11 protein-coding genes are annotated in these 17,036 nt (G+C 31.6%); 2 read left to right on the plus strand and 9 right to left on the minus strand.

The window, feature by feature from the left end:
• Positions 1-289 precede the first annotated feature (289 nt).
• On the plus strand, positions 290-1,039 hold the full coding sequence (locus V9L04_RS13720; RefSeq protein ID WP_338790382.1) for an RDD family protein: 750 nt from the start codon (positions 290-292) through the stop codon (positions 1,037-1,039).
• Between the two features lie 74 nt (positions 1,040-1,113).
• Here V9L04_RS13720 and V9L04_RS13725 read toward each other — a convergent pair whose 3' ends face one another.
• The 9 genes from V9L04_RS13725 to V9L04_RS13765 form a co-directional block, all read right to left on the minus strand.
• A complete protein-coding gene (locus tag V9L04_RS13725) occupies positions 1,114-3,150 on the minus strand; it encodes a serine hydrolase domain-containing protein (protein WP_338790383.1) in 2,037 nt (678 codons plus the stop codon).
• A gap of 169 nt (positions 3,151-3,319) precedes the next feature.
• Positions 3,320-4,573 (minus strand): AraC family transcriptional regulator, encoded by a 1,254-nt coding sequence (locus V9L04_RS13730; RefSeq protein WP_338790384.1) that lies wholly within the window; start codon positions 4,571-4,573, stop codon positions 3,320-3,322.
• 137 nt (positions 4,574-4,710) lie between these two features.
• Positions 4,711-8,574, minus strand: a complete 3,864-nt coding sequence (gene rpoB / locus V9L04_RS13735) for a DNA-directed RNA polymerase subunit beta (RefSeq protein WP_338790385.1) — start codon at positions 8,572-8,574, stop codon at positions 4,711-4,713.
• A gap of 496 nt (positions 8,575-9,070) precedes the next feature.
• Positions 9,071-9,580 carry an FKBP-type peptidyl-prolyl cis-trans isomerase gene (locus V9L04_RS13740; protein WP_338790386.1) on the minus strand — a complete coding sequence of 170 codons (510 nt, stop codon included), beginning with the start codon at positions 9,578-9,580 and terminating at the stop codon, positions 9,071-9,073.
• Between the two features lie 69 nt (positions 9,581-9,649).
• Positions 9,650-10,141: an FKBP-type peptidyl-prolyl cis-trans isomerase gene (locus V9L04_RS13745; RefSeq protein WP_338790387.1), complete on the minus strand. Its 492-nt coding sequence runs from the start codon at positions 10,139-10,141 to the stop codon at positions 9,650-9,652.
• Between the two features lie 41 nt (positions 10,142-10,182).
• Positions 10,183-11,577 (minus strand): FKBP-type peptidyl-prolyl cis-trans isomerase, encoded by a 1,395-nt coding sequence (locus tag V9L04_RS13750; RefSeq protein ID WP_338790388.1) that lies wholly within the window; start codon positions 11,575-11,577, stop codon positions 10,183-10,185.
• Between the two features lie 96 nt (positions 11,578-11,673).
• Complete coding sequence (locus V9L04_RS13755; RefSeq protein WP_338790389.1) at positions 11,674-12,618, minus strand: FKBP-type peptidyl-prolyl cis-trans isomerase; 945 nt, start codon at positions 12,616-12,618, stop codon at positions 11,674-11,676.
• A gap of 127 nt (positions 12,619-12,745) precedes the next feature.
• Positions 12,746-13,690, minus strand: coding sequence for an FKBP-type peptidyl-prolyl cis-trans isomerase (locus V9L04_RS13760; RefSeq protein WP_338790390.1), 945 nt, complete (start codon positions 13,688-13,690; stop codon positions 12,746-12,748).
• Positions 13,691-13,826: 136 nt separating this feature from the next.
• On the minus strand, positions 13,827-14,846 hold the full coding sequence (locus tag V9L04_RS13765; protein WP_338790391.1) for a DHH family phosphoesterase: 1,020 nt from the start codon (positions 14,844-14,846) through the stop codon (positions 13,827-13,829).
• A 302-nt stretch (positions 14,847-15,148) separates the two neighbouring features.
• On the opposite strand from V9L04_RS13765, the gene V9L04_RS13770 reads away from it, so the two are divergent.
• Positions 15,149-16,741, plus strand: a complete 1,593-nt coding sequence (locus V9L04_RS13770; protein ID WP_338790392.1) for a GMC oxidoreductase — start codon at positions 15,149-15,151, stop codon at positions 16,739-16,741.
• Positions 16,742-17,036 lie beyond the last annotated feature (295 nt).

Here is a 17,036-nt window from a genome sequence, read left to right on the forward strand (position 1 = left end):
TTTTGAGAATAATGATTCAAAGATATTAAATAAATTTTGAAGTCAGAAGTCAGATTTTAGAAGTAAATCCAAAATGTATTATGTCTAGGTCAAAAAATAAAGTTAAATTTTTCAGTATTTAGTTTTTATAAGAATCTGAAAAGAACTTTTTAAGGATAATTTTAGTATTTTAGAATAAGAAATCAAAGTTAAAGTAAAATACGAGTAATCTTTACAACACAAAGCGAAACTCTAACGTATTACTTATATAAGCCCTACAAACTAGCACTTCCTAAAAGATTTATAAATCATGCATATTCATCAATTACACCCTGAAAAACACGAGAAATTCTTAACTCAAGCACGTATTGATCCAATTACGGGCGATACTTTGGAAGCTGGCGACAAAATTGTGCTTTGTGCTGAGTGTAAATCTGCTTTTCATTCGGATAGTTGGACATATTTAGGCAATCGCCATTGTAATCAAACACGCACACTTCCTGCTATTCCTCAAAGCACTTCACTAGGACATTTCAAAAAACGTTCGGCTGAATATTATAGCCGAGTAAATTCAAACTTTAAAATTCATGAAAATTTACAAAGTGTAGTGAGTGCAGGACACCGTTTAGGAAGTGTTTTGATAGATTTAGCTTTAGTTTGGCTTGTTCAATATATGCTTTCTTACACACTTTCTCCTTTGCTTTGGACTTACTTTTTATTAAGAGATTTTTCATATAAAGGACGTTCTTTAAGTTTAGGAAAAAACTTAATGAATATTGAAGTAGTAGAAGAAAGAAATGAAAACAGACTAAGTTGGTGGCAATCTGTGCTTCGAAATGCACCTATCGGAATTCCTCAATTAGCAGGTGTTTTTGGTGCGTACGCTTATAATTTAAGTTATAGTTTTGGAAATTCTTTCAGAGTAGCTGATAATTTAGTTTCTGCTATTTTTACCATTATTTTGATTATTGATGTAATTCTTCTCTTTGGAAATAATAAACGAATTATGGATAGAGCAATGGATTTGAAAAGTATTTTTAGAACTAGAGAAAATAACTAGAAAAGTATAAACATATAGGACTTTATCAAAATAAAACTCAGCACTAGTTTTATTTTGATAAAGTCTTACTTTAATTAATCTTCCTTTTTAAATAAAATAGTTGCTCTTGCGCTATATACTTTACAGGCAATAATTTCTAATTTTTCATTTCTGATAAATTCTACTTTACGAAAAAACCACTGATTACTTGTAAATATATTCTGTTGAAAAGGCATTAATTCTATATCTTTATTTCTATTATGGGTAGCTACAAGTTTATTGTCTTTTACTCTAAAAATATAACTTGTTCCTAATTCTTCACTATAATATCTGCCAGTATATTCTTCTACATCTACATTTGATTTATCAAATGACTTCAAAAATACTTTTTTTCCATTATACTCAAAGTCAGAAATAGTCAGTTTTAAGTAAAAATCTTTTTCAGTTTCTTTTTTGTGAAATGAGAGCTTATAATTTCCCATCATAAACTCATTTTTAGATATAGGATATAATTCTGTTTTTTGATTGTTATCAGATGTTTCTACAAATAATGTATCTGAGTTAGAAGTAATTGTAAAAAATAATCCTGCAATAATTTCATAATTACCTTGATATGATTTTAAAATTTCATTTTTGATATTTATTGTTTCTTTTACTTCTGTTATTTTGGGAGCAGTTAACTCATTTTTTAAATAATAGTCTACAATTTTATAGGCTATACTTAGTGGATTAAATGTTTCTGAGTTACCTGCAATAGCTAAAGTGAAATTTTGGCTAGGAATACGAAGTAAATAAGAACGATAACCTGCATCACCTCCACCGTGAAAAATTACTTCTAACCCTTTGTAATTTTTGATTTCTTGTCCAAGTGCATACGATATTTCTTCCCCATTGTTGAGTTTACTTTTTGTCTGCATTTTATCAAAAATAGCTGTATTTCCTACAATTCCTTTTTCAAAATTTAATGCCCACAAACTCAAATCTTCTACAGTTGTGCAAAGTCCAGTCGAACCAACAATAGAATAATTGAGCAGACTTTTTTGATAACCACTTCCGAAAGGAGAATATGAGTACACTCTATTTTTTATTATTCTTTCTGCATCATCTAAGAAAAAAGAATTTTTCATATTCAAAGGTGTAAATATCTTTTCTTTTGTAAATGCTGAAAAAGATTTTCCTGAAACTCTTTCTACTACTTTTGCTAGTAACATAAATGCAGAGTTACAATATTCATACTGAGAACCTACTTCAAAGTTGATTTCCTTTTGACGAGTAACTATTTTAAAAGCATCCTCATTTGTAACTACATCTACAAAACCCACACCTGCTAGGTAAAGTAAGTCGCTTTGTTCTCTTATTCCACTGGTATGATTGGCAAGGTTTCTCAGCGTTATTGTTTTGCCAAAAGTGTTGAGATGTTCAAGTTCTGGAATGTATTTTTTTATATCGTCGTCTAAAGATAGTTTTCCTTCTGCTTCTAAAAGTAAAATTGAAAATGCTGTAAATTGCTTAGAAACCGAAGCCACCGAAAATATAGAAGTTGGACTAATTGGAATATTATACTCTAAATTTGCCATTCCAAACCCTTTTTGATACATCGTTTTGCCATCTTTTGTAACCGAAACTGCAACTCCTGGAGTATCAGAATTATCATAAATAGATAAAAGCTCATCTATTTTTTCGTTTGGAGTTATTGCTTTGGGTTTTATTGTTTTTACAAAAAGTTCGTATTTTCCAGCCTCAGCATTTTTTTCTAACATTTCTACTTCTAAGGTATAGTGTCCTGCTTTTGTAGAAGTAAGTAGAATAATTTCAGTTCCAAATTTTCCATTCGGACTATCAAAACTTTCTATTTTATTATTTTCAGAATCATAAGTTGTAATAATTACGTCTGCATTTTGCTGTTCTAATTTGAGAATAAGAAATTGATTTTCTTTCAATTGTATTTTACAATGATGCTTCTGATTTGCTGAAATATCGTTTTTTAGTGTTGACTTTTCTGTGAAAATATAGTTTTTAATGTCTTTTTTTTGCTGTGCTTTTGCTTGTGAAAGTGATAGTAAAAAGAAGCTACAAAAGACAATTAAAAGAAGAAGTGTTCTTTTGATAAAAGATAATTTTTGTGAGTTCATAATTTTTTAAAATTTTATTTGGGTGTGATAAAAAAGTTATGAGACAAAATTGAGGATAAAATCAAATGGGTGCGACCGACTAAAAAAAGTCGTACTCTTTTTATAAAAAAATGAGTACGACTTTTTGCATTTTATAAAGTACAACTTTTTTAAAGCTACCTTTAGATGCTTAAAAAGGAGTTTTTCGATATAATGAAGGAGTTGTCTTTGTGTATTTTTTAAAAGCTGTATTGAACGAAGATTTTGAATTAAATCCGACTTGATAGAGAATTTCTAAGATAGTTACTTGTTTTTTGGTTGGGTCTTTTAGAATGGATTTTGCTTTTGCGATTCGATATTCATTGATAAAATCAAAAAAATGTTGGTTGATATGATGATTAATTAAAACTGATAAATCACGAACAGGAATGTGAGTTTGTTCTGCCAATTCTTGAATAGTTAAGGAAGGTTCAAGATAAGGTTCGTGTTCAGTCATATATTCTCTTAGCTTCTGAATTTGGTTATTTATTTCAAGGTTATTTTGTTTTGAGTTTTCAGTAATTGAAGTTGAGTTATTTTTTACTTCATTCTCATTTTTACGTCCTATTTTATCTTGAATTTGATTTTGTTCTTCTAAAGCAATAATTTCATTTTCTTCTAATTTGTCTACTTGTTCTATTTTTTTTTCTTGAATTAATTGCCTTGTAGATTTTAAATTCAAATCAATTTTTCTGAAAAGCGTAGGATAATAAAGAGCTTTAAAAACAAAACTACAAAGCACTATAAGTGCGATAATACTTACAAGAATATTAATCCAAAGAAAAAACTTGCTATATTCTGTATAACTCAAAATATCTTTTATTACCACAAAAAAATGAGCTAAACTAAAAGTTAGAAGTAATTGAAAAAGCCATCTATAAGTCAGATTATCAGATTGTGTGTAATTTTCAAGGTAGATTTTTTTAAATTTCATTAAAAGAAAGAACATCAAAATAATATAAAATAGCCATTGAATTTCGCCAAAGACAGAGAAAAAATAGCTTATTGAAGAGTTATTATTTTGTAAAAAAAATATCTTTTGTTCTGTTGCTTTTAGATAAAAGGTAGGAATAGAAATAAGATGAATAAACAGAAAAGGAATACTATGAACTAAATATTTGGGTCGCCATTTAAAATTACTATCTAAAGCAGAACAGAAATAGAGGTAAAATAAAGGCATTTCTAATAAGAATAATGTTCTACGTAAAAACTCTATTTTAGGGTAGGCTTGCAAATAGTTATAAATCACAAAGCCACTAATATTGATGGCTGTCAGTATTGTAAAAAGACCAAAAAAGAAATTACCTAATTTGTTTTCCGTCTTGACCGTAAATAAAAATATAGCCAAAAGCAGAGAAACAAATATAAAAAGTGTAGCAGAAGTATGTATTATCTTTAATTCCATAAGAGGTTAGTAGCATTTCTTTAAAAGTAATTCAAAGAAAGCAAAAATTCCCTTCTACTCCGAAAAGTAAAAGGGAATTTTTTATTTATATAGAAATTTGCCGTCGTTGGTATTTCCACCAATGACAAATTAAATTATTAGTCTAATGTAATTTCAAGAGCAAGACCACGAAGTTCGTGAATCAATACGTTGAAAGACTCTGGGATGTTTGGCTCTGGCATGTTATCACCTTTTACGATACATTCGTACGCTTTAGCACGTCCAAGAACATCATCTGACTTAATTGTCAAGATTTCTCTCAAGATGTGTGAAGCTCCAAATGCCTCTAATGCCCAAACTTCCATCTCTCCAAAACGCTGACCACCAAACTGAGCTTTACCACCCAAAGGCTGTTGCGTAATGAGTGAGTAAGGTCCGATAGAACGAGCATGCATCTTATCATCAACTAAGTGACCTAGTTTAAGCATGTACATAATTCCTACCGTAACAGTTTGCTCAAATTTTTCTCCAGTACGTCCATCAAAAACTTCCATCTTACACCATTCGGGTAAGCCTGCTTCTTTGATTTCTGCTGCTACTTCTTCTTCAGTTGCTCCGTCAAAGATTGGTGTAGCATATTTTTTACCCATTTTAAGACCTGCATGTCCCAAGATAGTTTCATAAATCTGTCCCAAGTTCATACGAGAAGGTACACCTAGAGGATTCAAGACAATATCAACAGGAACACCATTAGCAAGGAAAGGCATATCTTCTTCACGAACGATACGAGCCACAACTCCTTTATTACCATGACGACCTGCCATCTTATCACCTACTTTGAGTTTACGTTTCTTAGCAACATATACTTTTGCAAGTTTAACAATTCCTGCAGGAAGTTCATCTCCAACTTCTAGCGCAAAACGCTGACGTTTGAACTCTGCTGTAATTTCATTACGTTTTTGGTTATAATTTTTTACAAGTTCTGCCAAAAGTTCATTAGTTTCTTCATCTTCTGTAAAATCTTTCAAGATTACATCAGCAATAAAGTTTACTTCTTCTGGAACGTTATAGTTACTCTCATCACGGTATGCGTTTTTGCTTGGGAAGAATGCTTGCTCAATATTTTGTGGATTGAAACCTGAATCTTTTGCCAAAACTACATCACCGTATTTATGAACAATTCCTTGAGAAGTTTTATTTTCTAAAAGATCTGCCATTTTGCTTATCATCTGCGAACGCATTCCAACAAGGTCACGACTATATTCTTTCTTCAAAACATCCACCTGTTTACGTACTTTTGCACGCATATCTTTATCCTTTTTAGGACGAGAGAAAAGCTGTGTATTGATTACAACACCTTGAAGCGAAGCAGAAGCACGCATAGAAGCATCTTTTACATCACCTGCTTTGTCTCCAAAGATAGCACGAAGAAGTTTTTCTTCTGGTGTAGGGTCTGTTTCTCCCTTAGGAGTAATTTTACCTACCAAAATATCTTGTTCTTTTACTTTTGCACCAATACGGATAATACCGTTTTCGTCCAAATCTTTAACTGCATCTTCGCTTACATTCGGAATTTCAGAAGTTAATTCTTCTTCTCCTCGTTTTGTGTCACGAACTTCAAGCTCAAACTGATCAATGTGGATTGAAGTATAAATATCATCTCTTACTACTTTTTCAGAAATAACAATTGCATCCTCAAAGTTATAACCCTGCCAAGGCATGAAAGCAACCATAAGGTTACGACCAAGTGCAAGTTCTCCTTTTTCAGTTGCATATCCTTCACAAAGAACATCTCCTTTTTTTACTTTTTCGCCTTTCAATACAATAGGACGTAAGTTGATACAAGTATCTTGGTTAGTTCTACGGAATTTAGTAAGGGTATAAGTTGTAAACTCGTTATCAAAGTTTACTAATTTTTGTTCTTTTGTCCAATTATATTTTACTACAATTTTCTTAGCATCTACATAGTCAATTACTCCATCATCTTCTGCTACAACTAATGCTCTAGAGTCCATTGCAACACGTCTTTCAAGACCTGTACCTACAATTGGTGCTTGCGGACGCAAAAGAGGAACGGCTTGACGCTGCATATTCGAACCCATCAAGGCACGGTTGGCATCATCATGTTCTAAGAATGGAATAAGAGAGGCTGCAACCGAAACGATTTGATTTGGTGCAACATCCATGTATGTTATATTTTCTGGAGATTCCAAAGGAAAATCTCCCTCTAAACGACATTTTACAAGGTCAGATGTAAATTTGTTTTTACTATCTAATGTTGCATTTGCCTGTGCAATAATTTGCTCATCTTCTTCTTCTGCTGTTAAGAATTTAACTTCGTTAGTTGCTTTCTGATTCTTAACAATACGATAAGGAGTTTCGATAAAGCCCATACCGTTTACAGTTGCGTGAACACAAAGTGAAGAGATAAGACCAATATTTGGACCCTCTGGAGTTTCGATAGTACACAAACGACCATAGTGCGTATAGTGAACGTCACGAACCTCAAAACCTGCACGTTCACGAGAAAGACCACCAGGTCCTAAGGCAGACATTCTACGTTTGTGCGTAATCTCTGCTAATGGATTGGTTTGATCCATAAACTGTGAAAGCTGATTTGTTCCAAAGAATGAATTAATAACCGACGATAAAGTACGGGCATTAATCAAATCAACTGGCTTAAAGTCTTCATTATCACGAACGTTCATACGTTCTTTGATAGTACGAGCCATACGAGCCAAACCAACACCAAACTGGCTATAAAGTTGCTCTCCTACAGTACGTACACGACGATTTGAAAGGTGGTCAATATCATCCACAACTGCTCTTGAGTTAATAAGAGTAATAAGGTGTCTAATGATACGGATGATGTCTTCTTTTGTCAAGACACGAACACTCATTTCTAAATCTAGACCTAGTTTTCTATTGATTCTATAACGACCAACTTCTCCTAAGTCATAACGCTTTTCACTAAAGAAAAGACTTTGAATTACATCACGAGCTGTTTGTTCGTCTGGTGCTTCTGTGTTACGAAGCTGACGGTAAATTTGCTCAACTGCTTCTTTTTCTGAGTTTGAATTATCTTTTTGTAATGTATTATAGACAATTGCAAAATCATTAATATTAATATCTTCTCTATGAAGAATAATTGCTTCTGTATTTGAATCGATGATAGTTTGGATATGCTCCTCTTCAATTTCAGAATCACGCTCCAAAAGTACCTCGTTACGAGTAATACTTACAACTTCTCCTGTATCTTCATCTACAAAGTCTTCTGTCCAAGTACGAAGAACACGAGCAGCTAATTTTCTACCTACCACTTTCTGAATATTTGCTTTAGTAGCTTTTACTTCTTCAGAAAGACCGAAAAGTTCCAAAATTTCTCTATCTGTCCCATATCCGATAGCACGTAAAAGAGTAGTAACAGGAAACTTTTTCTTACGGTCAATGTAAGCATACATGATATTGTTTACATCTGTCGCAAATTCAATCCAAGAACCTTTGAATGGAATAATACGTGCTGAATATAATTTTGTACCATTAGTATGTTTACTTTGAGCAAAGAAAACGCCTGGTGAACGGTGAAGCTGAGAAACGATAACACGTTCTGCACCATTAATAACAAAAGAGCCACGCTCAGTCATTACAGGCACATTTCCTAAAAATACTTCTTGTTCGATTGTTTCGAAATCTTCGTTGTCTTCGTCGTTACAAAGTAAACGTAGCTTTGCTTTTAAAGGCACTGCATAAGTAAGACCTCTATCAACACATTCTTGTACAGAATATTTTGGTGGGTCTATGATATAGTCGACAAATTCCAAAACAAAGTTATCTCTTGAATCAGAAATTGGGAAGTTCTCCATAAATACTTTATAGAGTCCGTCTGCTGTTCTTTTTTCAGGAGGAGTACCTAGTTGGAAGAAATCTTGAAACGACTTTACCTGTACATCTAGGAAGTGTGGGTATTCTAAAATGGAGGTCGTTTTGCGAAAGTTTATTCTGCCGTGTTTTAATGTAGCCAAGGCTCGTATAGGTTTGAGTGAACGAAATGGAATGCTTTATTCTTTATCAATTACAAATTAGAAATTTACGTCTTATAAGTAGATGTAAATTAGTTAATGCTAATTTGTTGGTATAATGCTTTATAGCTATTTATTACTGCTTCTAAATAATCGTTTTTTATCTTTTCTTATTTGTCTAAACTTATTAAAGTCAGAAAAATCCCTAAAATTAGGTAAAGAGTTATTTTAAAATTAGCTCTCTATTAAATTTTACGGTTTTATTCTTAATTAAAAAATTGTGAATTGAAGTAATTTCAAATAATTTGGAATACTTTTTATAATTCTAAATAAAATGCAGATAAAAACAAGAAAAATGCTATATTTTGGATATGTAATTATAATTTTGTTTTGATTTAGAACCAAAACTATACATTTGTAGCCAAAATATCCTGCAAATATAAGAATTATTTTATCATTTTCAAAAATAATTTTGTATTTATTCTTACAAAACAACAACTTAAAGTTGTTCTAACTCAATATCAAAAATTAGAGTGGAAAGCGTTGGAATTATTTCTCTTCCTTCCTGAGTTGTTCTTCCAGCCTCTCCATAAGCATAGCGAGATGGAATAAAAAAACGTGTTTTTTCCTTTAATTTCATTTGCTTGACTGCCTCTTCAAATCCTATTACTACCGAACTAGCACCAATAGTAAACTCTAAAGGGTTATTGGTTTCATAAGAGCTATCAAACTGTCTTCCATAAAGAACTTTTCCTACGTAATTTACTACTACTGATGCTCCATTATTTGGCGTAGCTGTGCCTTCTCCTTCTTCCAAGACAATATAATAAATCCCTAAATCTGTTTTTTCGGCTGTAAGGTTGTTTTCAGTTAAATATTGCTGAATAATTTGGTCTTCTCGCTCTGCCTGTACAGTTGCGTCTATTAGAGGTTCTATTTTATCTTTATTACAAGATGAAAATAGAAATGAAATAGATAAAAGCAGGAAAATATATTTTGATGATTTCATTTTTTAGCTGATTTTTTACTAAAATGGATAATTATTATTATTGCTGTTCGAAGAAGGATTTTTTTATTATTAATTGAATACTTCGATTCTAAAAACTAATATAGCATAGGGTGGAATATCTGAACCTGCTCCTCTAGCTCCATATCCTAAATGGGAAGGAAGGTATAATGTTCCCTTTCCTCCTTTTCCAATGAGAGGTACACCTTCATTCCAACCATCTATAACACCACCTCCAACGGTAAAAGTAAATGGTTGTCTACCAAAAGAAGAATCAAATATAGCTCCTGATAATAGTTTTCCTTCATAGTTTACTGTAACTCTTTCTCCGTTTTGAATAGGTGTTCCCTGTTCATCAAGAACATAATACAAACCTGATTGTGTTTTTTGAGGAGTAATATTATTTTCAGTAAAATAAACTTGAAGAATACTATCTTGTACTAATGGATTTGATGGATTATTAGTTAGTGTTTCATTATTTTCATCTTTTTTACAAGAAGAAAATAAAGCACCTCCAATGAAAAGCAATAAAAGGCTTATTGTAATATACTTTGATAATTTCATTTTGGTAATAATTAGTTTTTAATGATTTTGTTTTTTAGTTTTTAATTTTCTAGGATTTCTATTTTATAGATAAGCATTGCATCAGGTTCTAATTGTTCGCCTACTTCTTCTTTTCCGTAAGCTAGTTTGGAAGGAATATACAAATAACCTATTCCCCCTTTCCCAATAATAGGAATTCCTTCTTCCCAACCTTTTATAAAATTTCCTTTTCCAATAGTAATTTCATATATTTTTTCTGAATCATGAGAAGAATCAAGATTTTCATCTGTCATAAGAAAAGTTTCTTCATAACGAATTTTCACTTTTTCTCCTTTTTTTATTGGTGTTCCTTGCTTTTCAATTCTATAAAAAAGTCCAGATACTGTTTTTTTATAATCGGTAATGTCGTTGAGTTTTAGATATACATTTTCGATATAATCTTCTTGATTATCATCGATATAATAAGTGTTTGGTTTTTTTTGAGAAGTAGTTTCTTCTTCTTGTTCATTTTCATAATCTTGATTATTATCCAAATCTTCATCTAGCACTTCTACTTCAAAAATGAGCATTGTATTTGGTGGAATTGCTCCTTGAGAACCTTGTACACCATATCCCAAATTAGAAGGAATATATAAAGTCCCTTTTCCACCTTTTCCAATAAGTGGGATTCCTTCATCCCAACCTTGTATTACTTGTCCTATTCCAATAGCTACTTCAATAGGCTCACCTCTGTCGTATGAAGAATCAAATTTTTCTCCTGTTTTTAGTAGTGTTCCTTTATAATGAGCTTTTATTTTATCTCCTGTTTCGATGTCTGTTCTGCCTTGTTTATCTATTGTATATAAAAGTCCAGATTCTGTTTTTTTATAATTTGTAATTCCTTTTTCTACAAAATACGTTTTTTCAATGTATTCAACTTGTATTTTGGAAATACTGTCTAATTTATATTCATTTTCTTTTACTTTTCTTGAAAAATCTTTCTCCCTCTTTTCCTGTATTTTTATTTTAGTGTCCTCATATTCTTGAGTAGTATAGTCTTTGATAATACGAATTTCTTGACGAATCCAACTCCCCTCTTTTATAAAGTCAGGGTGTGGTTGTTCTTCTGAAAAAATAGAATCAGCATGTACAAAAACGGTCAGACTATCACCTATTTTCCCTTTTCTGATAACTTCTACCATAGACATTTCTCTAATTGCCTTATCATTCAAATCTATAAAAAGAGGAGTATCTTCTGTATATGAATCTCTTAAAAGAGAGTCTGTAGAATTAAATATTTTCATCTGTATTTGAAAAATACTAGAATCTGTAAGAATTTTTCCTTTTCCTACTTTTCTAATTCTATAACGCATTCCTTTATGCTCTTGCATTCCTGTTTCAAATTGAGCTGAAACAGAAAATGTAATAAGCAAAAAAAGACAATTAAATATAGATGTATAAAAGAGAGATAATTTCATTATGACATTTGGTTTTAGGAAATTAGGATTGGAAATTAGAGAATGAGAAGTTTTTTTGTTACTCTAATTTCCAACCTCTATTACCTAATTTTTTTATTAATCTAATACTTCAACTCTAAAAACAAGTGTAGCATTTGGTGGAATATCACTTCCTGCACCACGCTCACCATAAGCCAAATGAGAAGGAATATATAGAGTGCCTTTTCCACCTGTTCCGATAAGAGGAATGCCTTCATCCCAACCTTGAATAACTCGTCCTACACCAATAGGAAACTCAATTGGATCATTTCTATCAAAGGAAGAATCAAATTTTTGACCTGATAATAGAGTTCCTTCATAATGAACTTTTATAGTTTTTCCTTTTTGGATAGGTGTTCCTTGCTGATTGATTACATAATAAAGACCTGATTCAGTCTTTTGAAAATTTGTAATTCCTTTTTCTACAAAATAGGTATTTTCTAAATAGTCCATTTGATTTTGCACTTTTGATTTTTCGTCCATTTTTTGTTGTTTTTGTAGTTCTTCTTGTTTTTTAGCCATTTCTTCCATGTATTTTTGTTGCATGGCTTCTAATTTTGCAGCATATTGTTGAGCTGTATAATTTGTCAGAATTTTTATTTCGTGTCTTAAAGAACTTCCTTTAGGAATAAAAATAGGGCGTATCTGACCATTTTGAAATACAGAATCAGAATGAATAAACAAAGTCAGGCTATCTCCAATTTTGCCTTCATTCATCATAATTTCTACAATAGGAATTTGTCTAGTCGTGCTGTCACGTAAATCTAAAATAAGAGGAAAGTCTTCGTTTTTTGTACTTCTAAGCAATGAGTCAGTACTATTATAAATACTCATACTTAACTCTACAATACTAGAATCTGTAATTGAAAGAGCTTTTTTACGCTCTTTTTTGGTAGTCTGTAATTGATAACGAATACCTTTAAATTCTTTTTCGTGTTTATTTTTGTCTTTATTATTTTGTGCATTTATAGAAAAAGAAATGCAACTTATTAAAATAATTAGAATAAAACGATATAAAAACATAAAATTTATTGTCAAGTAATAAAAGATTGATTTTTTATAAAGAAGTTGTGCTAAAAAGATATACATCTTCTTAACACAACTTTAAAGAGTATCTGATAAATAGCTTTTTGAAATTAGAGAGTTGGAATTATTTTCCAGCTTTAGTTACTTCTTCTAGCACTTCTACTCTGAAAACAAGCATTTCGTTTGGTCCAATTGCACCACCAGCACCTCTTGGTCCATAAGCCAAGTTTGAAGGAATATATAAATATCCTTTTCCACCACGACCAATAAGAGGAATACCTTCATCCCACGCTTGGATTACTTGTCCTTGTCCGATAGGAAACTCAAATGCTTCTCCTCTATCAAAAGAAGAGTCAAATTTTTCGCCAGTCATAAGCAGTGTTCCTTCATAATTTACTTTTACTTTATCACCTGCTTCAATATCTGTTTTGCCTTGTTTATCTACTTTATAGAAAAGACCTGATTCTGTTTTCTTGAAATCAGTAATGCCTTTTTCAGGTAAATATGTATTTTCGATATATTCTACTTGTTCTACTGAAATTTTTGCTGATTCTGCTTGTGCTTCAGCTTGCTTTTTCATTTGTTCTTCCATGTATTTTTGCTGCATTTCTTTTTGTTCTGCAACATATTCTGTTTGTGTAAGATGCTTTACTAATTTGATTTCTTGACGAATAGAACTTCCTTCTGCTATAAAAGGAGGACGAGGTTGTCCTTGTACAAAAATAGAATCTGAATGGATAAACATAGTAACACTATCTCCAACTCTACCTTTTTCCATTAATATTTTTACAATACCCATTTTTGTATTGTTTGAATCACTCAAATCTATCATTAAAGGAAAATCTTCTGTGTATGTATCACGAAGTAAAGAATCTGTACTATTATAGATTTTCATAGAGATTTGAACTACGCTAGAGTCACTAAGTTCCTGTCCTTCTCCACGCTGACGAAGCATATAACGAATTCCGTCAAGTTCTTTTTCTTTATTAAGTGAGTCTGAATTACAAGACCACATTGTAGCACCAATAAGAGTAAATAGTATAGAACGATATAAAAAAAGAGATTTCATTTTTTGTTTGTTAGATAAAATAACTAGAATAAATAATAATATTGAAATAGAGTACATTGAAACTAGCCTACAAAGGTCTAATATAAAAGCCAAAGTAGAAAAGATTTATGGAAAATTAATTTTAAATATAGGATAATTAATGTGTAGTTGTAAGTTCTGAACGATGCTCTTCGATAAGTTTCTCAAAATAAGTTACTACTTTATCGACAGGTTCTGTACTTCTTCCTCCTGCTGCATTGTGATGACCACCACCTCCAAAATAAGTACGAGCAAAATCGGCTACTGAAAATGTTCCGACAGAACGAAAAGACATTCTGACTTCATTGCCATAATCAATCAAAATTGCAGCAAATTCAATTCCTTCAATAGAAAGAGCATAGTTTACAATGCCTTCTGTATCACCCGACTGAGGATTGTATTTGCGAGTGTCTTTTTGTTTTAAGACAAAGTAAGCTGTTTTCAAATCCTGTCTGACAGTCAAACAACTGGAAAGCGCATGTCCTAAAAGACGAATTCTATTCTCGGTATTGCTATCATAAATCATACGTTGAACATACGAAGAATCTAAACCCATATCTATCAAATCAGCTGCAATACGGTGTATTTTTCCTGTTGTATTAGGGTGTTTGAAAGAAGCTGTATCCGTCATAATACCTGCATACAAACATTGAGCTATCGGAATATCGATCAAATGTCTATCATTCATCAATAGAATAAGGTCATAAACTAATTCTGCCGTTGCTGCTGCTGTAATATCCCACAATTCAAAATGAGCAAAATCAGATTTACCTCTATGATGATCGACCATCAAAATAGGTGTATCAGGATTTTTTTCTATAAAAGAATCTAAAGGAGCTGTTCGATTAGGACTAGAAAAATCCAAACAACAAATCAAAGTAGATTCATCAATTAATGTCTCAATTTTTTGATGTGTTGCTTCTGAATAGACAACTACTTTATCATTGTCAGACATCCAATTCAGAAAATCAGGATATTCAGTAGGCGAAATAACTGTAGCTTGATGATTTTTCTTTTGTAAATAAAGAGATAAAGCCAAACAAGAACCTAAAGCATCAGCATCAGGGCGTTGATGTGGAAAGATGACCACTTTTTGAGGAGTGCTTAAAAGTTCTGCTAGACCTGCTAAATTTTGCATTCAAATACGCTTAGTTAATAAATTTTGAAAATCAAGATAGTCTTTAATTTCTTACAAACTATGTTATGTTAAAATTAAAGGAATCTAATTTTCATTAGAAAAACGTTACAAAGATACCAAAACTTTTGAGTTATTGATTTTTGTTTAGATAGAAATTAGAATAAATTATTTTTCAAATCACAAATGTACCCTATTAATCCTTTTCTACAAATAATGCTATTTTATGATTTTTGAGAACAAGATAAGGTTTTAAAAGTTAGGTCTGCATACTATATCTTATTACAAAGATAATTTTTTAAACTATGAAATCCAGTAAATCTAACCGAAGAGAGTTTCTTAAACTCTTAACCTATTCTACACTCGGAGTAGCCACAACACCTATGTTGGCAAGTTGTGCTACTCTTTTTTCTACAAAAATGAAAAATAACGGATTCAAAAAAGCCATTGTTATTGGTAGTGGTTATGGTGGTGCAGTAGCTGCATTGCGCCTAACTCAAAAAAATATTCCTACTTTACTTATAGAAATGGGGCAAGAATGGAAACTAACACCCAAACACGATACATTTTGTAAAATGATTACGGCAGACAAACGCTCAAGCTGGAGAAGTTCTACACCTCATGCACCTATTACTATTCCTTTTTTTATCAAAAAATATGCAGGCGTTTTAGATAAAGAAAAGCATCCTAATATGGATGTTTTCTTAGGACGTGGATTAGGAGGAGGTTCTTTGGTAAATGGAGGAATTGCTATTACACCAGATAAAAATTACTTTGAAAAAATACTTCCTTCTGTAAATAGCGAAGAAATGTTTGATAAATATTTTCCTTTAGCTAATAAGGCTTTGCGTGTCAATACTATCGAAGCTGATTTTTTTGAAGAAACTCCTTATTATCAGTTTTCAAGAATAGCTAGAGAAGATGCAAAAAAGGCAGGTTATCAAACCAAATTTTTTCCTAATGTATATGATTTTGAATACATGAAAAAAGAAGCCAAAGGAGAAGTTTATAAATCAGCTCTAAACGGAGAAGTTATCTATGGAAATAATGCAGGAAAATGGACATTAGACAGAACCTATATTGCTCAAGCACAAGAAACAAAAAACTTGGAAATCCGAACTTTATGCCAAGTAACCAACATAGAACAGCTTGAAAATGGACATTATAAAATTCTGATTACCAAACTCAACACTAAAGGAGAGCCTATTGCTCAGGAAACTTATACCTGTCAGTATTTATTTTTGGGTGCAGGAAGCATGGGAACTTCCAAACTCCTTATGAAATCGAAACATGAAGGAGGATTATCAAAGCTCAATGAAAAAGTAGGGCAAGAATGGGGAAGTAATGGAAATATAATGACAGGAAGAAATTTTGTAAATGCAACAGGAAGAAAACAATCTACTATTCCTGTTTTGGGAATAGATGGTTGGAACGATCCTGAAAACCCTATTTTTGCCGAAATTGCTCCTTTGCCTATGAATCTTGAAACTTGGACAACGCTTTATCTTGCCATTACTCAAAATCCAGAAAGAGGCTATTTTGCATATAATGAAATTACAAAAGAAGTTCAATTAATTTGGAATAAAAATCAAAATGATCCAGCAAAACAGGCAGCTAAAAAATTTATTGATAGAATGAACAAAGCGAATGGAGGCATAAGGTCTCATTTATTGTTTAATAATGGTTATGGAGATGATTTTTGTTATCATCCTTTAGGTGGTTGTGTATTGGGAAAGGCAACTGATAATTATGGCAGAATAGAAAACTATAAAAATTTGTATGCCATAGATGGTTCTCTTATTCCTGGAAGTGTGGGTGTGAATCCGTTTGTAACCATAACAGCATTGGCAGAACGAAATATGGACTATATTTTGAAAGAAGATTTTTTAAATGAATAAATTAATTTTATTTGTCATAGATTTACTAGTCTGTGTAAATGGTAAAATAAGCTGTTTCGTTCAATTCAAAAATACTATCCATTTGTACTAGAGAGCATGAAATACTTAAATAATGCATAATTTGAGTTACTTATAAGCGAGAGTACAAGACTTTAAAAGCCTTCAAAGCTATAAATTTGAAGGCTTTTTTTAGGTTTCTATTTGTTTTTTGTCTGCACATATCTTTTCTTATCTGTGATCAATGTGTGTCTTACTCTAATAAATATTAATATAGTATTTTTTCTAGGTCTTACTC

The sequence above is a fragment of the Bernardetia sp. MNP-M8 genome (genome assembly GCF_037126285.1).
In the GTDB taxonomy this organism is placed as follows: Bacteria; Bacteroidota; Bacteroidia; order Cytophagales; family Bernardetiaceae; genus Bernardetia.

What these genes read in the sequence shown, in the direction of transcription:
- V9L04_RS13770 (WP_338790392.1), top strand. Translation starts at nt 15,149, where the DNA reads ATGAAATCCAGTAAATCTAACCGAAGAGAGTTTCTTAAACTCTTAACC.
- V9L04_RS13765 (WP_338790391.1), bottom strand. Translation starts at nt 14,846, where the DNA reads ATGCAAAATTTAGCAGGTCTAGCAGAACTTTTAAGCACTCCTCAAAAA.
- V9L04_RS13745 (WP_338790387.1), bottom strand. Translation starts at nt 10,141, where the DNA reads ATGAAATTATCAAAGTATATTACAATAAGCCTTTTATTGCTTTTCATT.
- V9L04_RS13730 (WP_338790384.1), bottom strand. Translation starts at nt 4,573, where the DNA reads ATGGAATTAAAGATAATACATACTTCTGCTACACTTTTTATATTTGTT.
- V9L04_RS13740 (WP_338790386.1), bottom strand. Translation starts at nt 9,580, where the DNA reads ATGAAATCATCAAAATATATTTTCCTGCTTTTATCTATTTCATTTCTA.
- V9L04_RS13725 (WP_338790383.1), bottom strand. Translation starts at nt 3,150, where the DNA reads ATGAACTCACAAAAATTATCTTTTATCAAAAGAACACTTCTTCTTTTA.
- V9L04_RS13720 (WP_338790382.1), top strand. Translation starts at nt 290, where the DNA reads ATGCATATTCATCAATTACACCCTGAAAAACACGAGAAATTCTTAACT.
- V9L04_RS13755 (WP_338790389.1), bottom strand. Translation starts at nt 12,618, where the DNA reads ATGTTTTTATATCGTTTTATTCTAATTATTTTAATAAGTTGCATTTCT.
- V9L04_RS13760 (WP_338790390.1), bottom strand. Translation starts at nt 13,690, where the DNA reads ATGAAATCTCTTTTTTTATATCGTTCTATACTATTTACTCTTATTGGT.
- V9L04_RS13750 (WP_338790388.1), bottom strand. Translation starts at nt 11,577, where the DNA reads ATGAAATTATCTCTCTTTTATACATCTATATTTAATTGTCTTTTTTTG.